The following is a 20,358-nucleotide window of genomic DNA, read 5'->3' as shown; positions in this document are numbered from 1 at the left end:
ATCATGCCCGACCTGGAACCAGACACCGTCTCCGCCCTTGAAGCCCCCGAATTCGCCCCTGCCCAGTTCGTCCGATGGTTCCGAGACGTCGCGCCCTACGTGCATGCGTTCCGAGGCAAGACCTTCGTGGTGGCGTTTGGCGGTGAATTGGTGCAGGCCGGGGCGCTGAACGCGCTGGTGCAGGACCTGTCGCTGCTGTCGTCGCTGGGCATCCGCCTGGTGCTGGTGCATGGCTCGCGCCCCCAGGTCAACGAACAGCTGCGCCTGAAGGGCTTCACCCAACAGTTCGACCGCGGCCTGGCGCCCACCGACGCGGCCGCGCTGGAATGCGCCAAAGAAGCCGCCGGCGAGATCCGCCTGGACATCGAGGCCGCCTTCAGCCAGGGCCTGCCCAACACGCCGATGTCGCACGCGCACATCCGCGTCATTTCGGGCAACTTCGTCACCGCCCGCCCCACCGGCGTGCTGGACGGCGTGGACTACAAGCACACCGGCCAGGTGCGCAAGATCGACGTCGACGCGCTCAAGTTCGCCATCGAAAAGGGTTCGTCGGTAGTGCTGCTGTCGCCGCTGGGCTTCTCGCCCACCGGCGACGCCTTCAACCTGGCCATGGAAGACCTGGCCACCAGCGTGGCCGTGGCGCTGCGCGCCGAAAAGCTGATCTTCCTGTCCAGCGGCCAGGGCGTGCTCAATGACGACGGCTCGGTCGACACCGAACTGGCCCGCGTCGATGCCGACGCGCTGCTGGCGGGCGGCTCGCTGGACGAGGAAACCGGCGCCTACCTGCAATACGCGTCGCTGGCGGTCAAGCGCGGCGTGGCCCGCGCCCACCTGGTGCCGTTCGCGCTGGACGGCAGCGTGCTGCTGGAGATCTTCACTCACGATGGCGTCGGCACCATGGTGGTGGAGGACACGCTGGACGACCTGCGCCCGGCCACGCTCGATGACGTTGGCGCCATCCTCAGCCTGATCGAGCCGCTGGAAGCCGACGGCACGCTGGTGCCGCGCCCGCGCAGCGTGATCGAGCGCGACGTCGAGAACTTCACCGTGCTCGAGCACGACGGCGTGATCTACGGCTGCGCCACGCTGCACAACTTCCCCGAGGATCACATGGCCGAGATGGCCTGCCTGATCGTGCACCCCGAATGGCAGGGGTCCGGCGAGGGCGAGATCCTGCTGCGCCACATGGAATCGCGCGCCCGCGCCAGCGGCGCCAAGCGGCTGTTCGTGCTGACCACGCGCACCTCGCACTGGTTCATGAAGCGCGGCTTCGTGCAGGGCGGCATCGCCGACCTGCCGCGCGAAAAGCAGAACAACTACAACCGCTCGCGCAACAGCCTGGTGTTCATCAAGAAGCTGTGACGCGGCCCCGCCCCAGGCTGGCCCCGAGGCCTAACCGCAGTGCCCGCAGGGGCTTGGCGGCCTTCCGGCGCCAAGCCCGCTAAAATGGCGCATTACCCATTCTTTCCGGCAGCGAACCATGGCCCGTACCGTCAACTGTGTGAAATTGAAGCGTGAAGCCGAAGGGCTGGATTTTCCACCCTACCCCGGCGAACTCGGCACCCGCATCTGGCAAAGCATTTCCAAGGAAGCTTGGGAAGAGTGGAAGCAGGTGCAGACCCGCCTGGTCAATGAAAACCGCCTGAACCTGGCCGACGCCCGCGCCCGCAAGTACCTGCAGCAGCAGATGGAACGCTTCCTGTTCGAGGACGGCAGCGTCGAAGCCCAGGGCTACGTTCCGCCCTCGGCCTGATCGCGCCACGCCGCGCGCGCGGCCCCTCCTGCGAAGCCCCTCGTCCGCGAGGGGCTTCGTGCTTCTGGCCGGTCGATCCGGCCATGCCCGTGGCTGGCTTAAGATTCCATTATTGCTGGCCGTATTAACGCTGTCATGAAAGAAGATCCGAGTTCCGCCTCTTCCTCCGACCTGCCCCCGGCCATCCGGCGCGCGCTGGCGGTGGCCCCCGACCGCAAGCACGGCACGCTTCACGACGTGCGGCACGTCGTCATCCTGATGCAGGAAAACCGGTCCTTCGACCACTATTTCGGCAGCCTGCCCGGCGTGCGCGGCTTTGCCGATCCGCATCCGGTGCCCACCCCGGCCGGCGATGTCCTGACACAAGCCGACGGCGCCGAGCGAGTCCGCCCCTATGCGCTGCAAGGCGAGTACGCCAGCGACACGCCCGTGGGCTACATCACTCCGCACACCTGGGACGACGCCCAGCGCGCCTGGAACGACGGCCGCATGGACCAATGGCTGGCCGCCAAGCGCCGCCTGGGCATGGGCGCCTACCGCCCCGCCGAAGTGCCGTTCCAGACGGCGTTGGCCAATGCCTTCACACTGTGCGATGCCTACCACTGCTCGGTCCAGGCCGGCACCAATCCGAACCGCCTGTTCCTGTGGACCGGCACCAATGACCCGCTGGGACGCGCTGGCGGACCGGCGTTGGTCAACACCTTCGACCGGCTCGGCCCGGCCGACCAGGGCTACGGGTGGACCACCTATCCTGAACGCCTGCAGGCCGCCGGCATCGACTGGCGCATCTACCAGGACATGGCGGACAACTTCCACGACAACCCGCTCGCCGGCTTCCGCCAGTACCGGCGCCAGCACGAGGCCGGCGGCGCCGACGCGCCGCTGCGCGACCGGGGCCTGTCCACCCACACCCTGGACGACCTGGCGCATGACGTGGAACAGGGTACGCTGCCGCAGGTCTCCTGGATCATCGCTCCCGCCGCCGACTCCGAACATCCCGAGGTCTCGTCGCCGCGCCAGGGCGGCGCCTACACCGAACGCGTGCTCGAGATCCTGACGCGCAACCCCGCCGTCTGGAGCGGCTGTGTACTCCTCGTCACCTACGACGAGAACGATTGCTTTTTCGACCATATGCCACCGCCCGCGCCGCCCACGCGCGAGACCGACGGCCGCTCGGGCGGCTTGTCGACGGTGGAGCTGGATGGCGAATACCACGACACCCGCCACGGCCCCAGCGCCGCCACCCCGGACGACCCCGCCGCCCTGCATGGCCGCGGCTTCGGCATGGGGCCGCGCGTGCCGATGCTGGTGGTGTCGCCGTGGAGCCGCGGCGGCTGGGTCAATTCGCAAGTGTTCGACCACACCTCTGTGATCCGCTTCCTGGAGGCCCGCTTCGGCGTGGCCGAGCCCAACATCAGCGCCTGGCGTCGCGCCGTGGCCGGCGACCTGACCTCGGCCTTCGACTTCGCTGGCGACCGCGCCACGCTGCACGCCGACAGCGCGCGCCACACCTGCGCCCTGCCCTATGCCCTGGAGGCCGTGGGCCGCATGACCGCCGACGGCGAACACTACCGCCTGACCTTCCGCAACCCGGGCACGGCGGGCGCGGTGCTGCACGTCTACGACCGCCGGGCGCTGGAGCGCGCCCCGCGCCGCTATACCGTCGGTGCCGGCGCGCGGCTGGATGACGGCTGGCGTCTCGACGCCGAAGGCGCCTATGACCTGTGGCTGCTGGGTCCGGACGGCTTCCACCGCAGGTTCCGCGGCGACACCCGGGATGCCGGCCTGTTGGAAACGCAGCTGGTGCCGGTGACCTCCGGCATTCGCCTGCGCCTCATCAACCACGGCGACACCCACCTGCCGGTGCAGATCGAATCACGCATGGGCGACGGTTGGCGCGCCATGGCCCATGTGCAGGCCGGCGGCGCGCTGGAACTGAAATACGCCGGTTGCGAAGGCTGGTACGACCTGGACGTCAGCGCCCAGGGCCTGCCGGCCTTCGGCCGGCGGCTGGCCGGGCGCATCAACGCCGGCAAGTCGGGCGTACCGGACCCGCGCCTGTGCCAGGGCGCCGAGTTGCCGCTGTAGGCAGCCGGACACGTAAAAAAACCCCAGCGCGCCGTGGCGCCTGGGGTTTTTTGCCGCCGGGCCGCCCCAAGGCAAAAACGCCCCCTCGGGGGGCAGCGACCCGCGCAGCGGCGAGCGTGCGGGGCTTTTTTTTGCCGCCGGGCCGCCCCAAGGCAAAAACGCCCCCTCGGGGGCAGCGACCCGCGAGCGGCGGAGCGTGGGGGCTTTTTCCGGCAGGACGGGCGGCGCGGCCGCCGCGGCGATCAGTCGTCCTGCCCGGGAGTATCCTCTTCGCCGCGCGCCAGGCGCTCGGTGTTCTTGACGCCGGTGTGGCGCACGTCCGCGCCCTTGACCATGTAGATCACGCGCTCGGACATGTTCTTGGCATGGTCGCCGATGCGTTCGAGGGCGCGGGCGATGAAGATCATGTCGATGGCGCGCGAGATGGTGCGCGGGTCTTCGATCATGTAGGTGATCAGGTGGCGCAACGCGCCCTTCCATTCCTTGTCCACTTCCTTGTCGCTGCGCACCACGGCAGCGGCCAGGATGGGGTCGAGGCGGGCGAAGGCGTCCAGCGCCTGGTGCAGCATGGTGCGCACGTTGGCGGCCATGTGGCGCAGTTCGATCACCGGGATGTGGCGGACTTCGGACTCGTGGATGCGGCGGGCCACGGTGGCCACCTTCTCGGCCTCGTCGCCGGAGCGCTCCATGTCCGTCAGCATCTTGGACACGGCCATCAGCATGCGCAGGTCGATCGCGGTGGGCTGGTGGCGGGCGAGGATGCGGCTGATGCTTTCGTCGATCTCCACTTCGTGGCGATTGACTTCTTTCTCGCGCTCGCGCACTTTCTCAACCAGCGTCAGATCGCCGCTGGCCAGCGCATCGATGGCCTCCTGGATCATGGCTTCGACCACGCCGCCCATTTGCAAGAATTGCGAACGGACGCTTTCCAGGTCAGCGTCGAACTGCTTGTTTGTATGCTCCGTCATCCGGGCTCCCTGCGTGGTTGATCTCATTGCATTGCCCCGATAAGAAAGCGTTTCGTGTGTGGGCCTGCACAACCCGCAAGGTTATGACCCAAGTGTGACAGGATTATGAATCGCGGCCGGACCGCCCGCAAGGGCGGCCGGCCATGCCCACTCAGGCGCGGCGGTCCAGGCGGCGGATGCCGTTCTGCGTGGCCAGCAGCGCCACGTCGGCGCCGGCGATCGCGAACAGGCCGCAGGTGACCACGCCGGGCAGATTGTTGACGCGGGCTTCCAGGCCGGGCGCATCGGTGATCGACAGGCCGGCCACGTCCAGGATGATGTTGCCGTTGTCGGTCACGAAGCCCTCGCGCAGGCGCGGCTGGCCGCCCATGGCCGTCATGGCGCGGGCCACCGACTCGCGCGCCATCGGAATGACTTCGATCGGCAGCGGGAACTTGCCCATGACCTCGACCAGCTTGGACTCGTCGACGATGCAGACGAAGCGGTCGGCCACCGAGGCGACGATCTTCTCGCGCGTCTGCGCGCCGCCGCCGCCCTTGATCATGTGCAGGTTGGCGTCGATCTCGTCGGCGCCATCGACGTAGATCGGCATCGACGTGACGTCGTTCAGGTCCAGCACTTTCAGGCCATGGCCGGCCAGCCGCGCGGCGCTGCGCTCGGAGCTGGCGACCGTGCCGCCGATCCGACCCTTGAAACGCGCCAGGCCGTCGATGAAGAGATCGGCCGTGGAGCCGGTGCCGACGCCGATGATGACGTCGGGGCCGGCGACCTGTTCAACGAGTTCCAGGGCGGCGTCGGCGGCTTGCTGCTTGAGTTCTTGCTGGGAGAGCATGGCGATGCGGAATAAAGGTGGTTGAAGCCGGGAAATTTAGCATGCGGCCGCCGCCGGCCAGGCCCGCGCCAGGATCGTCCCGACGTCCAGGCCCCCCGCCAGCTCGCCGAACACTCCGCCCACACCCGCCAGGCGGCTGCCGACGAACCCCTGCGCCACCGGCCCCGGCGCGTGCCGGATCAGCAGCGCCGCCTGCCACAGGCACGCCAGGCCGCAGGCGATGCGCCTGGCCTGGAACTCCGCCTGCGCCGGGTCCGCCAACAGGGCGCGCCACCGCGCCAGCGCGGCATCGAACTCGCGGTACTGGCCGAGGGCCGGGGCGAACTCGCCTTCCAGCGCGGGCAGCGCCTCGGGCTCGCGCTGCAAGGCACGCAGCACATCCAGCGCCATGACATTGCCGGACCCTTCCCAGATGGAATTGACCGGCGTTTCGCGATACAGCCGCGGCATCGGTCCCTCTTCGACGTAACCGTTGCCGCCCCATGCCTCCATGCATTCGGCCACCGCCGCGATCGCGCGCTTGCAGACCCACAGCTTGGCGGCGGGCGTGCCGACCCGCGCCAGCGCGCGCGCGCCGGCGTCGCCACGCTCGTCCACCGCGCGCGCCAGGCGCAGCGCCAGCGCCTGGGCGGCCTCCGACTCCAGCGCGAGGTCGCCCAGCACATTGCGCATCAGCGGCTGCGCCACCAACGGCTTGCCGAAAGCCTGGCGGTGGCAGGCATGGTGCAGCGACTGCACCAGGGCCTGGCGCAGCAACGCGGCGCTGCCCAGCACGCAATCGAGGCGGGTGGTGGCGGCCATCTCCAGCAGCACCGCCAGGCCGCGCCCAGGTTCGCCGACCATGACGCCCCACGCGTCCTCGAACTCGACCTCGGCGCTGGCATTGCTGTGATTGCCCAGCTTGTCCTTCAGGCGCCGGATGCGGACCGCGTTGCGCGGGCCTTCCGGAATCCAGCGCGGCACCAGAAAGCAGCCAAGGCCCTCGTCGGTCTGCGCCAGCACCAGATGGGCGTCGGCCTGCGGCACCGAGAAGAACCATTTGTGGCCCACCAGCAAATAGGCGCAACCGCGCCCGATCGCGCCCATCGGCGCGGCGCGTGTCGTGACCGCGCGCAGGTCGGAACCGCCCTGCTTCTCGGTCAGGCCCATGCCGATCAGCGCGCCGCGCTTGCCGGCCAGCGGCGCGTCGGCGCCGTCGAATTCGCGCGAATAGAGCGCGGGCAGCCAATCGCCGGTGTAGTCGATCACGCCCGCCGGCTCGCGTTGCAGCAGAGGCACGGCGGCAAAGGTCATGGTGGTGGGACACAGCGTGCCGGCCTCGACCTGGCCCTGCATCAGGTAGGCCGCCGCCCGCGCCACCTGCGCCCCCGGCACCGGCTGGGCCCAGGCGCGGCTGTGCAGGCCGCGCGCCACGATGCCGCTCATCAACAATTGCCAGGCGGGATGGAAATCGACATGGTCGATGCGATGGCCGGTCCGGTCATAGGCCTGCAGCCGCGGCGGATAGCGGTTGGCGTCGACGCCGGCGGCCAGGGTCTGGGCGCGGCCGAGCCAGGCCCCATGCGCGCCGAGGTCGCCGAGCCAGGCGCCAGCGCCCTCGCGGACCGCCGCCTCGCGCAACGCCGGGTCGGTCTCGAACAGCGAATAGTCTTCCAGGGGCGGGACCTGGTTGAGTACGGTATGGGTCACGAACGACGGCATGCTGGCTCCTCTTCGTTGATGCGCCGTGCTTGCCGGCGCGCCCCGCCCGGCGGCCTATCTGGCGATGGGCGCCACCCGCTGCCAGGGCCGCAGGGCCTCGACCTGGGCGGCCAGTTCCAGCAGCCAGGCCTCGCTGCCCAGCGGGCCCATGACCTGGATGCCGATCGGCAGGCCGTCGGCCGACAGGCCGAACGGAATGGAAATGGCGGGCATGCCCGTCAGGTTGGCCAACGGCGCGAACGGCGAATAGCCGATCACGCCCTTCTTGCCCAGGCGATAGGCCAGGTAATCGGCGTTGTCCATCGCATAGCGGCCGATGGGCGCCGGCAGTTGCGCCAACACCGGCGACAGGAACAGGTCGTGGCCCTGCGTGCCCTCGCGATGCAGGAAGCGGCCGATGCGGCGCGTGATCTCGTGGCAGGTATCGACGCAAGCCACGTACTGCGCGCCGGAAATCGCGCGGGCGTACTCGCGCGCGCCCAGCGTGGTCGGCTGCAATTCGTCTGCGGCAAGACGACGATTGCGCGCGCCGACGAAGCTGTCGATGGCATTGGCGGCGGCGCTGGCGATCAGCGGCAGCATCGGCGACAGCACTTCCTCGGAACCCACCGGCGGCGCGGCCACCACCAGTTCGTGGCCCAGGCCGGCGAACAGGCGCGCGGCCTCGTCGACCGCCGCCGCGACCTCGGGATGGATCGCTTCGCCTTCGTAGGTGGTGTTGATATAGGCAATGCGGCGGCGCGGCGATGAGCGCGGATCCGCCGACACCCGCGCCACGATGTCGCGATAGGATTCGCCTGGCCTGGCCGGCGCCGCATACGGCGCGCCGACGTCGGCGCCGGCGCTGATATCCAGCGCCGCCGCGCAATCGCGCACCGACAGCGTCATCATGTGTTCTGTCGCCAGGCCGCCCCAGCCCTCGCCCTTGAGCGGCCCCAGCGGCATCATGCCGCGCGACGGCTTCAAGCCCAGCACGCCGCAACACGAGGCCGGAATGCGGATCGAGCCGCCGCCGTCGCTGCCATGGGCGATGCGCACCATGCCGCTGGCCAGCGCCGCCCCTGCCCCGCCACTGGAACCGCCGGCGCTGTGGCCGGCCTTCCAGGGGTTCTGGGTCGGCGCGCCGTAGACCGGCGATTCGCTGGTGGGGCTCAGGCCCAGTTCGGCGCTGGTGCTGCGGCCGAAAGGGATCAGGCCGGCGCGGCGATAGCGCTTGACGATTTCAGCGTCGACATTCCATTCAACCTGGCCATACAGCACCGAGCCCATGGCGCTGGGCAACCCCAGCGCGGCGGTGCCCAGGTCCTTGAGCAAGGTCGGCACGCCCAGGAACGGACGCTCGCGCAGCAGCGCCAGCCGCTGCTCGGCCGTCAGCGTCGCCAGCTCATCGTCCAGCGCGCGGGCCAGGTCCAGGCCCAGCTCGGCCTGCACGCCGCACGCCGCGTTGATCGACGGATTGCGCGCCGCCACCCGTTCCACCGCCTGCTGCATCGCGGCCTGCGCCGTGGTGGCCCCCTGGGCGATCTCGGCGCCCAGCGCCATCGCGTCGAAGGAAGAGGAATCAACTCGGTCAGCCGTGCCCATGCTTACGATGCTCCAGATATCGACGGCGGAATGCCGCAAGTATGAGGATATCGGCAGAGCGCCCGGGTCACAAGCTCGGCCCCGGAGGGCGCCACGCCGGGCCGCGGGGGGAAACGGCGCCCGGGCGATGGCCGCTGATGGCGGCGCGGCGACGCAGGCGCGTAAGGCCGGCAGCCGGGCGCGCCTGTCAGGCGCCGGAAGCGGGCGCCGCGGGCGCGTCGCCCTCGGCCGCGGTCTCGTCGGCGGCGCCTTCGCCGCCCAGCAGGCGCAGCGCCTCGGCTTCGGGCAGCGCTTCGACGCTTTTCAGATTGCGCAGCATGGCGCGCGTGCGCACCTCGGTCTGGCCGATCTTGCTGCTGGCGGTGTCCAGGGTCTTCTTCACGCCGGCCAGCGCGTCACCGAATTTTCCGAATTCGGTCTTGACCGCGCGCAGCACCTGCCAGACCTCGGACGAGCGTTGTTCGATGGCCAGCGTGCGAAAGCCCATCTGCAGGCTGTTGAGCAGCGCCGCCAGGTTGCTGGGCCCGGCCACGTTGATACGCAGGTCGTGCAGTCGATCCAGCAGCCCCGGGCGCCGCAACACTTCGGCATACAGGCTTTCGGTGGGCAGGAACATGATGGCGAAATCCGTGGTGTGCGGCGGCGCCACGTACTTGGTGGCGATCAGGCGCGCCTGCAGTTCGACCGCCTTGGCCAAGGCAGCACCGGCCGCCTTCACGCCCTCGGCGTCGGCCGCCTCCTGCGCATCCATCAGGCGCTCGTACTCTTCCTTGGGAAACTTGGCGTCGATCGGCAGCCAGACGGGCATGCCGCCATCGCCGCGCCCCGGCAGGCGGATGGCGAATTCGACCACCGCGTCGCTGCCCGGCACCGGTTTGATATTGCTGGCGTACTGCTCCGGCGTCATGTTGTCTTCGATCAGGCGCGCCAATTGCACTTCGCCCCAGGTGCCGCGCGACTTGACGTTGGTCAGGACCCGTTTCAGGTCGCCCACGCCCGCGGCCAGCGCCTGCATTTCGCCCAATCCCTTGTGCACCGCTTCAAGGCGGTCGGAAACCTGCTTGAATGATTCCCCCAGGCGCTGCTCCAGGGTGGCGTGGAGCTTCTCGTCGACCGTGCGACGCATATCATCGAGCTTGGCGCTGTTGTCATTCTGCAACGCTTGCAAACGCTGATCGACCGTCTCGCGCACCTCCATCAGGCGCCGCTCGTTGATCTGTATCAGCCCTTGCAACTGCTCGTTGAACCCGGCCGCGAAGCGCGCCAGTGATTCGGCCGATTCCACCCGCGCCGCCTGGGCATCGCGGGTCAGCGCCGCGCGCAGCTCGCCGTGGGATTGCGCCAGTTCCTGCCGCAGGCCGCGGGTCGATTCCGAGAACTCGGCGCGCAGACCGCGCTGGCCCTCGGCGATATCGGCGCGCAGCGCGCGCTCGGTGCGTTCCAGGCCGTCCAGCAAGGCGTCCAGGCGATCATCGCGAGCCGGGCGCGACAGCCAGGCCATCAGGGCCGCCAGGCAGGCCAGTACCGCGCCGCCGGCGGCGACCCAGAGCAGAACTTCGTTTGACAAAACGGACCCTCAACGCTGCGCGCCCACGCCGGGCGCGTGAAATTATAGGGCGGCATACCCGGCCCTCTGTAGCTATCCGAAACGACTTTCCCCGCACGCAGAAAAAACCAAAAGCAAACAACAGCATTAAACTGTTAACAACGTATGTATAAACCTTAAAAACAGTTGAATACAGCTGATTTCCCCACGTACTGTCCGCCTCCCGTCGCCTTCGAATCGATTTTCGGTCCATTGAATCTCAATGACGAAACTCCGGTCGCGGTGGGCGGGGACCGTCATATCTTCCAGCATCCCCATGCCCCTTCCCTGTTGGTCAAGGTCATGGACATGCAGGCGCGCGCGATTTACCTCGAAGCCCGGCCGTTCAAGCGCTGGTACAAGCAATACCAGCGCGAAAGCGCCTATCGCGTCTACCTGAACGAAATCACGGAATACGTCACCACGACCACGCGCCCGTCCGGCGTCTGGCAGGTGCCGATGGCGCGCATTCTGGGCGTGGCCCAGACCACACTGGGCCTGGGCCTGCTGGTCGAGAAAATCACCGATGAAGCGGGCAATATCGCCCTCACCCTGGCGGACCTGGCGCCCCAGGGAACAATGGATGCGGCCCTGTCGGCGCAACTGGATGAGTTCATCGAGGACCTGGCCGACGCGCACGTGGTGCTGCACGACCTGACCGCCAGCAACATCGCCTGTGGCCAGAACGCGGAAGGCCGGTCGGGGCTGTTCCTGATCGACGGGTTCGGCGTCTTGCCGCTGGTGCCCATCTACGCGTGGAGCAAGCGCATCAACCGCCGGCGCATCCAACGCAAATACGCCGAGATGCGGGCCGGCATGGCCGAGCGCGCCCGCAAGGCGGCGCAACAGGCGGGCACGGGCGGCTCCGGCCCCCAGGGCTGAAGGCCGCGGCCCTGAGGCAAGCGCGCCGCGCCCGCCTCAGGGCGCCTGCTTGAGCGGCGCCCCCTGCCGGTCGACCCAGTGATAGTCCCGTCCGGCCACTTGCCCGCGACGCAAAGGGTTGCGCGTGCACCAGGCCGCATAGGCCGGATCGACGTAGCGGTATTCCAGGTGTTCGTCGCGCCCGGGCGGGATGCCAAGCCGGGCGGTGCTGATCAATGCCTGCGGCGATTCGCCCACGTCTTCGACGTACAGCGCGTCGGGGTCGAAGCGCCGCGCATCCCAGTCCGGCACCTTCAGGCCCAGCGCGCGGCACAGCAGCGTCTGGCCCGCGCACAGGCGCGCCGGCAGGCGCGGACGGCCCTGGGCATCGGGATTCAAGGCCTGCATGCGGGCCAGCGCCTCGGGGCCCGAGAGCGCGTCGACCCAGGGATAGCCGGACTTGATCAGCACCGCGTTGCCCGGCCCGCCCGCGCTGAAATTGAGCGAGTCGCCGCCGCGCGCGTAATACATGTAGACCACGCCGCCGTCCATGAACAGGGCGCGGCGCTTGTGGGTATAGCCGAGCGAGGCATGGCTGCCCTTCTCTTCCAGGTAGTAGGCCTCGGTCTCGATGATGCGCGCCGACAGCCACAGGCCGTCGACCCGGTGGCGCACCACCTTGCCCAGCAGTTCGCGCGCCAGCTGGCGCGCGTCGCGATTGAAAAAGGCATCGGGCAACGCCTTGCCGGCGCCGCGCGATGCCTTGTCGGCCTTGCCCGCCACGGCGTCAGGCGAAGCGTTCGCCGTAGCGCTTTTCGCTGAAGCCGACGCCGACTTCGCCATCCGGCGTCACCGCCACCGGGCGGCGCACCAGTGCCGGGAACTCGGCGATCAGCTTGGTCCACTGCGCGTCGGTGCTGGCCGTCTTGCGATCGTCCGGCAGGTTGCGCCAGGTCATGGAAGCGCGGTTGACGAGTTTTTCCCAGCCGCCGAGCTGGCCGGCCCATTCCTTCAGGGTGGCGGCCGGCACCGGATGGTCGCGGTAGTCGATGAACTGGTGGTCGACGCCGTGCGCGGTCAGCCACTCGCGCGCCTTGACGCAGGTGCTGCACTTGGTCAGGCCATACAGGGTGGTTTGCTTCATTTGGGTTCGGACTCCTTGCGCCATTGCATGCGGTTGGCCAGGATGACGCAGGTGCCCACCGCCAGGATGAACAGCGTCGCCAACGCATTGATCTCGGGTTTCAGGCCCAGCCGCACGCGCGAGAAGACTTCCATCGGCAGCGTGCTGGAACTGGGACCGGACAGGAACGACGCCAGCACCACGTCGTCCAGCGACAACGTGAAGGATAGCAGCCAGGCCGAGGCCAGCGCCGGCGCGATCAGCGGCAGCGTGATCTTGAAGAACACCGTGATGGGCGTGGCGCCCAGGTCCAGCGCGGCTTCTTCCAGCGAACGGTCGAGGTCGCGGATGCGGGTCTGGATCACCACCGCCACGAAGGCCATGCACAGCGTCACGTGGCCCACCCAGATGGTGAAGATGCCGTTCTCGGCCGGCCAGCCCAGATGGCCGCGCAACTCCACGAACATCAGCAGCAGCGAGATGCCCAGCACCACTTCGGGGATCACCAGCGGCGCGCTCAGCATACCCACGTACAGCGCGAAGCCGCGAAAACGGCCCATGCGTCCCAGCACATAGCCGGCCCAGGTGCCGATGATGACGGCCGCGGTGGCGGTCATGGCGGCGATGCGGAACGACAGCCAGGCCGCGCGCAGCAACGCGTCGTCGTTGAACAGCGAGTGATACCAGCGGAACGAGAAACCGGTCCAGGAGGTCACGGCGGGCGATTCGTTGAACGAGAACACCATCAGGCTGATGATGGGCACGTACAGGAAGAAGTAGCCCAGCCCCAGCACCACGGCGCGCAAGGTCTTGTTGGGACCGTTCATTTGCGCCCCCCGTTGGCCAGTTCCTGCTGCTTGACCTGGTTGTACTGGAACAGCGCCAGCGGCACCAGCAACAGCAGCACCATCACGCAGGTCACCGCAGAGGCCATCGGCCAGTCGGTGTTGTTGAAGAACTCGTTCCACATGACGCGGCCCATCATCAGCGTGTTGGCGCCGCCCAGCATTTCGGGAATGACGTATTCGCCGACCGCCGGGATGAACACCAGCATGGCGCCGGCGATGACGCCCTGCCGCGACAGCGGCACGGTGATCTGCCAGAACGCCTGCCAGGGCCTGGCGCCGAGGTCGTAGGCGGCTTCCAGCAGGCGCAGGTCCATCTTCACCAGCGTGGCATACAGCGGCAGGATGAAGAACGGCAGGTAGGCATAGACCATGCCGATATACACGGCCAGGTCGGTGCGGTAGATCTCCAATGGGCTGGAGATGATGCCGAGCCATTGCAGGAAGTTGTTCAAGAGACCGTCGTTGCGCAGGATGCCGACCCAGGCGTAAACGCGCAGCAGCAGCGAGGTCCAGAACGGCAGGATCACGCCCAGCAGCAGCAGGTTGCGCACCCGCGGCGACGATCGCGCGATGTAGTAGGCGATGGGATAGCCGATCAGCACACAGGCCAGCGTGGTGATGGCCGCGATCTTTACCGAACTGAGGTAGGTGGCGAAATACAGGCTGTCGGTGAACAGCAGGATGTAGCCGCGCAGGTGCAGGCTGAACTGCACCGCCTCGTCCTTGAATTCGGCCAGCGAGGTGTACGGCGGAATGCCGAACTTGAGCTCGGCGAAGCTGATCTTGAACACCAGCAGGAACGGCACCAGCAGGAACAGCACCAGCCAGGCGAACGGCGGCACCACCGCCAGCGTCCGGCCCGAGGGCAGCCAGTCGCGGGGCGAGAAGCGGCTCATGACGCCAGCACCGTCGCGCTGTCGGCGTCCCAGCTGACGAAGATCTCTTCGTCGATGCCCGGGGCGTCCAGTTGGGCCAGTTGCAGGCTGGGCACGCTGGCCTCGACCATGGCGCCGGAATCCAGGCGGATCTGGTAGAGCGCGTAGCTGCCCATCCATGCCATGTGGCTGACCATGCCGTGGGCCCAGTTGTATTCGCCCGCCGGCTGTTCGCGCGACACCACCATGCGCTCGGGGCGGATGGAGACGTGCACGTCCATGCCCAGCGGCTCGCTGACGCCGTGGCTGACGTACAGCGGGCGGCTCAGTTCGGGGCTTTCGATGGCGACGTGGTCGGGTTCATCGACCACGATGGTGCCGGTGAACATGTTGGTCGAGCCGATGAAGCTGGCGACGAAGCGCGAGTTCGGGAAGGCGTAGACGTCCTGCGGCGTGCCGCACTGCACGATCTGGCCCTCGGTCATGACCGCCAGGCGGTGCGCCATGGTCATGGCCTCTTCCTGGTCGTGGGTGACCATGATGCAGGTCACGCCGACCTGCTCCAGGATCTTGACCAGCTCGATCTGGGTCTTCTGGCGGATCTGCTTGTCCAGCGCCGACATCGGCTCGTCCAGCAGCAGCAGCTTGGGCCGCTTGACCAGGCTGCGCGCCAGCGCCACGCGCTGCTGCTGGCCGCCGGACAGCTGGTTGGGCTTGCGGCGCGAATAGCCGGCCATCTGCACCAGGTCGAGCGCCTCGAACACGCGGTCGTGGATTTCGGCGCGGTCCACGCCTTCCTGCTTCAGGCCGAAGGCCACGTTGGCCTCGACCGTCATGTGCGGGAACAGCGCGTACGACTGGAACATCATGTTCACCGGCCGCCGGTACGGCGGCACGTTGGTGATGTCCTCGCCATCGAGCAGGATCTGGCCCGAGGTGGCTTCCTCGAAGCCGGCCAGCATGCGCAGCAAGGTCGACTTGCCGCTGCCGGAGCTGCCCAGCAACGCGAAGATCTCGTTGCGCTTGACCGAGAGGTTGACGGAACGGACGGCGACCACGTCGCCGAAGATCTTGACCACATCGGCGACCCGGACGAACTCGTCCGGGTCGGCCGCATGCTGCGCCGAGTAACGGCTATCGCTCATGATGCTCAGCGTCCCGATTTCAGCTCGGCCCACATGCGCGTCTGCAGGCGCTGGATGTTCAAGGGCTGGGCCTTGATGACATACAGCGACTTGGAGACCTCGGGCGACGGGTAGATCATCGGGTTGTCGGCCACGTCCTTGACCACGTACTTGCGCGCCTCTTTGTTGGCGTTGGGGTAGAACATGGTGTTGGTGATGGCGGCGTGCACCTGCGGCGTCTCGATGTAGTTGATGAACGCCAGGGCCTCTTCCGGATGCGGCGCGTCCTTCGGGATGACCATCAGGTCGAACCAGGCCGGGGCGCCGCCCTTGGGAATGAAGTAGTTCACTTCATAAGGCTTTTTGGCCTCCTGGGCGCGCTTGCGGGCGATCATGACGTCGCCCGAGAAACCGTAGACCATGCACAAGTCGCCCACGGCCAGTTCGTCGATGTAGCCCGACGAGCTGAATTGGCGGATGTACGGACGGATCTGCTTGAGCACGTCCAGCGCGGCCTTGTAGTCGTCCGGGTTGGCGCTGTTGGGGTCCTTGCCCAGGTACTTGAGCACGGCCGGGAACACCTGCGCGGCCTCGTCCAGCATCGAGATGCCGCACTCCTTGAGCTTGGCGGCGTTCTCGGGCTTGAAGATCATGTCCCAGTTGGCCAGGTCGGCGTTCTCGCCCATGATCTGCTTGACCTTGGTGACGTTGTAGCCCAGGCCATTGGTGCCGTAGCCCCACGGAATGGCGTATTCGTTGCCGGGATCGACCGAGGCGACCAGCGCCATGACGTCGGGATCCAGGTACTTCCAGTTGGGGATCTTGGACTTGTCCAGCTTCTGGAACAGGCCGGCCTCGATCTGGCGCGAGGCGTAATGCGTGGACGGGACAACGACGTCGTAACCCGATTTGCCGGCCAGCAGCTTGGCCTGCAGCGTGTCGTTGCTGTCGTAGACGTCATAACGGACCTTGATGCCGGTTTCCTTCTCGAAACCGGGGATCGTGTCCGGGGCCGTGTATTCGGCCCAGTTGTAGACGTTGACGACCTTGTTCTGCGCCACCGCCGCCGACGTGGCTGCCGCGACCAGCATCGTCCCCAGCGCCCAGCGCATTCCCGCCCGTAGTTTCATTACCAGCCCCCCAGCTATATGCCGTAAGTTACAGGAGTACCAAAAGGCGGAATCATAAAGCCTTTTAGCGATGGCCTGCCCAACTTTACCGGCGGATTTAGCGCAATTTGCCGCAATTGGGCCCGGATCGGGCCGCGGGCGCCGCCCGTCTCAGGGCTGTACGCCGATCCCCCAGGCGGTCCAGTAGCTGTCGCGCAATTTGAGCCAGAAACGCTCGCCCTCGTCCCCCGCCACCTTGACCAGCGACCGGCGCAGGCGTTCCAGGTTGCCCTGGCGCTGGCGGTCGGAAAGGCCGCCGTCGGTGCCGCGGTCGAAATCGATCAGCCAGACCCGGCCGTCGGACCCGATCAGGATGTTGAAGGCGTTGAGGTCGGCGTGCCAGACGCCGGCCCGGTGCATGCGCACGATGGCCTCGGCCACCGGCTGCCACAGCGGCTCGGCCAGCGCCTGGGCCAGCGGCCGCACGCCCGGGATGCGCTCGACCACGATGGCGGCGCGGTAAGTCGGCCCCTGGCGCCAGTAGGCAGCGGCCAGCGGCGCCGGCACCGGCAGGCCCTGGGCGCGCATGGCGGCGAGCAGGCGGAATTCGCGGAAGCTGCGGGTGCGCGCCTGGCCCGCCCACAGGTAGGTATCGCGGCTGAGCTTGGCGATCAGGCCGCCGCGCCGGTAGCGTCGCAGCACGCCCTGCCAGCCCTGGCCCTGCACGAACCAGGCCGCCTGGCGGCCGCCGGCATCCACCGGCCGGGCCCGGTCGCCATAGTGCGCCGGGTTGAACAGCTCGGGACCGGCATCGCCCAGGCGCGGGTCGGCCAGCATTGCGCCGGCCAGCGGCGCCGGCCAGGCATGGCGTCGGGCGCCGGAGGGATCCCGATCAGCCTTCACGGTTGCGCATCCAGTCGGCCACGCCGAAGAACGATTGCAGCAGGCGCTCGACCAGGGCGGGCTCGACGCCCTCGTCTTCCATGGCGCGGCCCATGCAGGCCACCCATTGGTCGCGCTCGACCTGGCCGATCGAGAACGGCAAATGCCGCGCCCGCAGGCGCGGATGGCCGAAGCGCTCTATATAGTGATTGGGGCCGCCGAAGTAGCCGCACAGGAACCAGAACAGCTTGTCGCGAGCCTCGTCCAGGCTGGGGCCGTGCGCGGCGCGCAGTTCCTTCAGGTCGGACTCCATGTCCATCAGGTCGTAGAAGCGGTCGACCAGGGCGCGCACGCCGCGTTCGCCGCCCAGGAGATCGAAAATGCTGGAGGAAGTTTCCACGGGTTCGGTAGGGGTTTGGACGGAGGACGTCATCAGGTTTCTCTCAGGGTGACCAGCGGCGGGGTGCGCAGCACGCCGCGCAACGCCAGCGCGCCACCGGCCCAGGCGCCGAGCATACCCGCGCCGACCCCCACCAGCCAGGGCCAGAGGCTGAGGGTAATCGTGAAATCGAACACCTGGGTTGATAAAGCCCAAGCGATCGCGCTGGCGCCGGCCGCGGCCAGCAGGCCGGCCAGGCCGCCCACCGCCCACAGCTCGATGCGCTGCGAGCGCGCCAGCTGGCGCCGGGTCGCGCCCAGCGCGCGCAGCACCGCGGCTTCGCGCATGCGCTCGTCGCGGGTGGCGGTCAGGGCGGCCGACAGCACCAGCACGCCGGCCGCCAGGGTGAACAGGAACAGCAGCTGCACCGCGCGGCCGACCTCGTTGAGCACCGACTGCAACTGTTGCAGGATGGCGCCCACGTCGAACACCGTCAGGTTCGGGAACTGCCGCACCAACGCGGGCAGCACCTGGGCCTTTTCCGGCGGCAGGTAGAAGGACGTGATCCAGCTTTGCGGCATGTCGGCCAGGGTTTCGGGCGTCAGGATGGCGAAAAAATTGACGCGCATCGTATCCCAATCCACCCGCCGGGTGCTGGAGACAGCCACCTCGAACTGCTGGCCGGCCACGTCGAAGGTCATCCTGTCGCCCAGCTTGATGCCCAGCGTCTTGGCCAGGCCCGACTCCAGCGACACCTCGGCCGAGCCCGGCTTGAGCCAGCGGCCCTGCTCGATGCGGTTGGACGACGGCATCTGCTCGCCATAGGACAGGTTGAATTCGCGGTCCACCAGGCGCTTGGCGCGCGGCTCCTCGTAGTCGTCCGGCCCCACCGGCTTGCCGTTGACGGCGATCAGGCGGCCGCGCACCATCGGCGACAGCACGATCCGGCCCAGCCCCTCGCGGGTCAGCGCGTCGGTCACGGCCTGGCGCTGGTCGGGCTGCACATTGATGAGGAAACGGTTGGGCGCGTCCGGCGGCAGCGTGCGCTGCCAGCCCTGGATCAGGTCGGTGCGGGTCATGGCCAGCAGCAGCAGGGCCATCAGGCCCACCGCCAGCGCGCACACCTGGGTGATGGTGGCGGCGCGCCGGCGCACCACCCCGGCCAGCGCGAAACGCAGCGCCGGCAGGCCTGCGGCCAGGCCGCGCAGGCGCGCCAGGCCCAGGATGCAGAGCCAGGCCACCAGCGCGAACAGCGCAAAGGCCCCCAGGAACCCGCCCGCCACCACGCCGCCCAACTTCGCGTCGCCGGCGAACCACCAGATCAGCAGGGCGAATCCGACGGCGCCGACGCCGTAGCCGAGCGCGCCGCGGGCGCTGATGACGTCGGCGTCGCGCCGCAGCACCCGCGCCGGCGGCACGTGGCGCAACTGCGCCAGGGCCGGCAGGGCGAAACCCAGCAACAGCAAAAGGCCGGTCAGCAGCCCCTGCAGGGCCGGAATGGCCGAGGGCGCCGGCAAGGTCGTGTCGATCAGCGAACCCAGCACCATCACCAGCACCTGGTGCACCGCGTAGCCCAGCAGGCAGCCGGCGGCCGAGGCGAACAGGCCGACCAGCGCGAATTCCAGGGTCAGCATGCGGGCGATCTGCGACTGCACCGCCCCCAGGCAGCGCATCACGGCAATGCCGTCGCGGTGCCGGGTCATGTAACGGCCGGCCGCCAGCGCCACTGCCACGGCGGAAATCAGCACCGCCAGCAGCGCCACCAGCGACAGGAAGCGCTGCGCCCGGTCGAGGGTGCGGCGCACCTCCGGCCGGCCCGATTCCAGCGTGGCGACCTTCTGGCCGCGCTTGAGGTTCTGGCCCAGCCAGGCGGAGTAATTCGCCACCGCATCCGGTTCGCCGGCCACCAGCAGGGCATAGCCGATGCGGCTGCCGGGCGCGATCAGCCCGGTGGCCGGCAGATCGCTGGCGCGCAGCATCACCCGCGGCGCGACGTTGACGAACTGCATGCCGCGGTCCGGTTCGTAGGTGATGACCCGGTCGATGCGCAGGTGGGCGTCGCCCACGTTCAGGGTGTCGCCGACCTTCAGGCCCAGCAGCGACAGCAGTTGGCCGTCCACCCAGACCGCGCCCTCGGGCGGGATGTCGCGGGTGGGGCCGTCGGGGTTGAACGGCGCGTCCGTCACCCGCAGGGCGCCGCGCAGCGGGTAGCCGGGCTCGACCGCCTTCAGGGCCGCCAATTGGGCGCCGTCGCCGGCGCTGACCATGGACGGGAACTGCCAGGTGTTGGAGACGGACAGGCCGCGCTCGCGGGCCTGATCGAGGAAGGCCGCCGGCACCGGTTCGTCCGCGTCCAGCACCAGGTCGGCGCCCAGCATCTGGCCGGCGTCGCGTTCCAGCGCCCGGCCGACCCGGTCGGCCAGGAAGCCGACGCTGGTGACGGCAGCCACCGCCACCACCAGGGCCAGCACCAGCAGGCGCAGCTCGCCGGCGCGGGCGTCGCGCATCATCATGCGGGCGCCCAGCGCCAGGGTGGTCCAAAAGCCGGGGCGCCTGGCCCGTGAGACATCAGGGAAATCCATCATCTGCCAATGTTAACCAACGGCCGGAATGGGGGCCGAATCCCGCTATCATGCGCGAAGCGCC

18 protein-coding genes are annotated in these 20,358 nt (G+C 68.5%); 4 read left to right on the top strand and 14 right to left on the bottom strand.

Features of this window, described 5'->3' with window-relative positions; all coding sequences use genetic code 11:
- Positions 1–3: 3 nt before the first annotated feature.
- The 3 genes from argA to AT699_RS09350 all read left to right on the top strand — a co-directional run bounded on the left by argA (position 4) and on the right by AT699_RS09350 (position 3,841).
- Complete coding sequence (gene argA / locus AT699_RS09360; protein ID WP_006384044.1) at positions 4–1,362, top strand: amino-acid N-acetyltransferase; 1,359 nt, start codon at positions 4–6, stop codon at positions 1,360–1,362.
- 118 nt (positions 1,363–1,480) lie between these two features.
- On the top strand, positions 1,481–1,753 hold the full coding sequence (locus tag AT699_RS09355) for an oxidative damage protection protein (RefSeq protein ID WP_006384045.1): 273 nt from the start codon (positions 1,481–1,483) through the stop codon (positions 1,751–1,753).
- 135 nt (positions 1,754–1,888) lie between these two features.
- Positions 1,889–3,841 carry a phosphocholine-specific phospholipase C gene (locus AT699_RS09350; RefSeq protein ID WP_024068306.1) on the top strand — a complete coding sequence of 651 codons (1,953 nt, stop codon included), beginning with the start codon at positions 1,889–1,891 and terminating at the stop codon, positions 3,839–3,841.
- Between the two features lie 242 nt (positions 3,842–4,083).
- On the opposite strand, the gene phoU is transcribed toward AT699_RS09350, so the two are convergent.
- The 5 genes from phoU to AT699_RS09325 all read right to left on the bottom strand — a co-directional run bounded on the left by phoU (position 4,084) and on the right by AT699_RS09325 (position 10,427).
- Positions 4,084–4,809: a phosphate signaling complex protein PhoU gene (phoU, locus tag AT699_RS09345; protein ID WP_006384047.1), complete on the bottom strand. Its 726-nt coding sequence runs from the start codon at positions 4,807–4,809 to the stop codon at positions 4,084–4,086.
- A 151-nt stretch (positions 4,810–4,960) separates the two neighbouring features.
- Entirely contained in the window at positions 4,961–5,641 is a 681-nt protein-coding gene (gene rpiA, locus AT699_RS09340; protein ID WP_024068305.1) for a ribose-5-phosphate isomerase RpiA, read from the bottom strand.
- Positions 5,642–5,677: 36 nt separating this feature from the next.
- Positions 5,678–7,342 (bottom strand): isovaleryl-CoA dehydrogenase, encoded by a 1,665-nt coding sequence (locus AT699_RS09335; RefSeq protein WP_024068304.1) that lies wholly within the window; start codon positions 7,340–7,342, stop codon positions 5,678–5,680.
- A gap of 54 nt (positions 7,343–7,396) precedes the next feature.
- Positions 7,397–8,926: an amidase gene (locus tag AT699_RS09330; protein WP_006384050.1), complete on the bottom strand. Its 1,530-nt coding sequence runs from the start codon at positions 8,924–8,926 to the stop codon at positions 7,397–7,399.
- A gap of 187 nt (positions 8,927–9,113) precedes the next feature.
- Entirely contained in the window at positions 9,114–10,427 is a 1,314-nt protein-coding gene (locus AT699_RS09325; protein ID WP_223203341.1) for a DNA recombination protein RmuC, read from the bottom strand.
- A gap of 231 nt (positions 10,428–10,658) precedes the next feature.
- Between AT699_RS09325 and AT699_RS09320 the strand changes: the two genes are divergently transcribed.
- Positions 10,659–11,393, top strand: coding sequence for a PhoP regulatory network YrbL family protein (locus AT699_RS09320; RefSeq protein ID WP_058207272.1), 735 nt, complete (start codon positions 10,659–10,661; stop codon positions 11,391–11,393).
- 36 nt (positions 11,394–11,429) lie between these two features.
- Here the strand turns inward: AT699_RS09320 and AT699_RS09315 are convergent, their stop codons facing one another.
- The 9 genes from AT699_RS09315 to AT699_RS09275 all read right to left on the bottom strand — a co-directional run bounded on the left by AT699_RS09315 (position 11,430) and on the right by AT699_RS09275 (position 20,297).
- A complete protein-coding gene (locus AT699_RS09315) occupies positions 11,430–12,110 on the bottom strand; it encodes a DNA-3-methyladenine glycosylase (protein ID WP_035181090.1) in 681 nt (226 codons plus the stop codon).
- Between the two features lie 49 nt (positions 12,111–12,159).
- Positions 12,160–12,516 carry a Spx/MgsR family RNA polymerase-binding regulatory protein gene (locus tag AT699_RS09310; RefSeq protein ID WP_006384054.1) on the bottom strand — a complete coding sequence of 119 codons (357 nt, stop codon included), beginning with the start codon at positions 12,514–12,516 and terminating at the stop codon, positions 12,160–12,162.
- Positions 12,513–13,322, bottom strand: a complete 810-nt coding sequence (locus tag AT699_RS09305) for an ABC transporter permease subunit (protein ID WP_006384055.1) — start codon at positions 13,320–13,322, stop codon at positions 12,513–12,515. The genes AT699_RS09310 and AT699_RS09305 overlap by 4 nt, the downstream gene beginning before the upstream one ends.
- Positions 13,319–14,239, bottom strand: coding sequence for an ABC transporter permease subunit (locus AT699_RS09300; protein ID WP_006384056.1), 921 nt, complete (start codon positions 14,237–14,239; stop codon positions 13,319–13,321). The genes AT699_RS09305 and AT699_RS09300 overlap by 4 nt, the downstream gene beginning before the upstream one ends.
- Complete coding sequence (locus AT699_RS09295) at positions 14,236–15,363, bottom strand: ABC transporter ATP-binding protein (RefSeq protein WP_006384057.1); 1,128 nt, start codon at positions 15,361–15,363, stop codon at positions 14,236–14,238. Before AT699_RS09295 ends, AT699_RS09300 begins: the two co-directional genes overlap by 4 nt.
- 5 nt (positions 15,364–15,368) lie before the next feature.
- Complete coding sequence (locus tag AT699_RS09290; RefSeq protein WP_006384058.1) at positions 15,369–16,472, bottom strand: polyamine ABC transporter substrate-binding protein; 1,104 nt, start codon at positions 16,470–16,472, stop codon at positions 15,369–15,371.
- Positions 16,473–16,622: 150 nt separating this feature from the next.
- The gene (locus AT699_RS09285) at positions 16,623–17,354 is read right to left on the bottom strand and encodes a 3-deoxy-D-manno-octulosonic acid kinase (protein WP_024068300.1); all 732 of its coding nucleotides are present in this window, start codon (positions 17,352–17,354) and stop codon (positions 16,623–16,625) included.
- Entirely contained in the window at positions 17,344–17,766 is a 423-nt protein-coding gene (locus AT699_RS09280; protein WP_006384574.1) for a group II truncated hemoglobin, read from the bottom strand. Before AT699_RS09280 ends, AT699_RS09285 begins: the two co-directional genes overlap by 11 nt.
- On the bottom strand, positions 17,766–20,297 hold the full coding sequence (locus AT699_RS09275; RefSeq protein WP_054471193.1) for an ABC transporter permease: 2,532 nt from the start codon (positions 20,295–20,297) through the stop codon (positions 17,766–17,768). Before AT699_RS09275 ends, AT699_RS09280 begins: the two co-directional genes overlap by 1 nt.
- Positions 20,298–20,358 lie beyond the last annotated feature (61 nt).

This window comes from Achromobacter xylosoxidans, from assembly GCF_001457475.1.
In the GTDB taxonomy this organism is placed as follows: Bacteria; Pseudomonadota; Gammaproteobacteria; order Burkholderiales; family Burkholderiaceae_B; genus Achromobacter; species Achromobacter xylosoxidans.
This window is presented reverse-complemented; position numbering and strand designations above follow the sequence as displayed.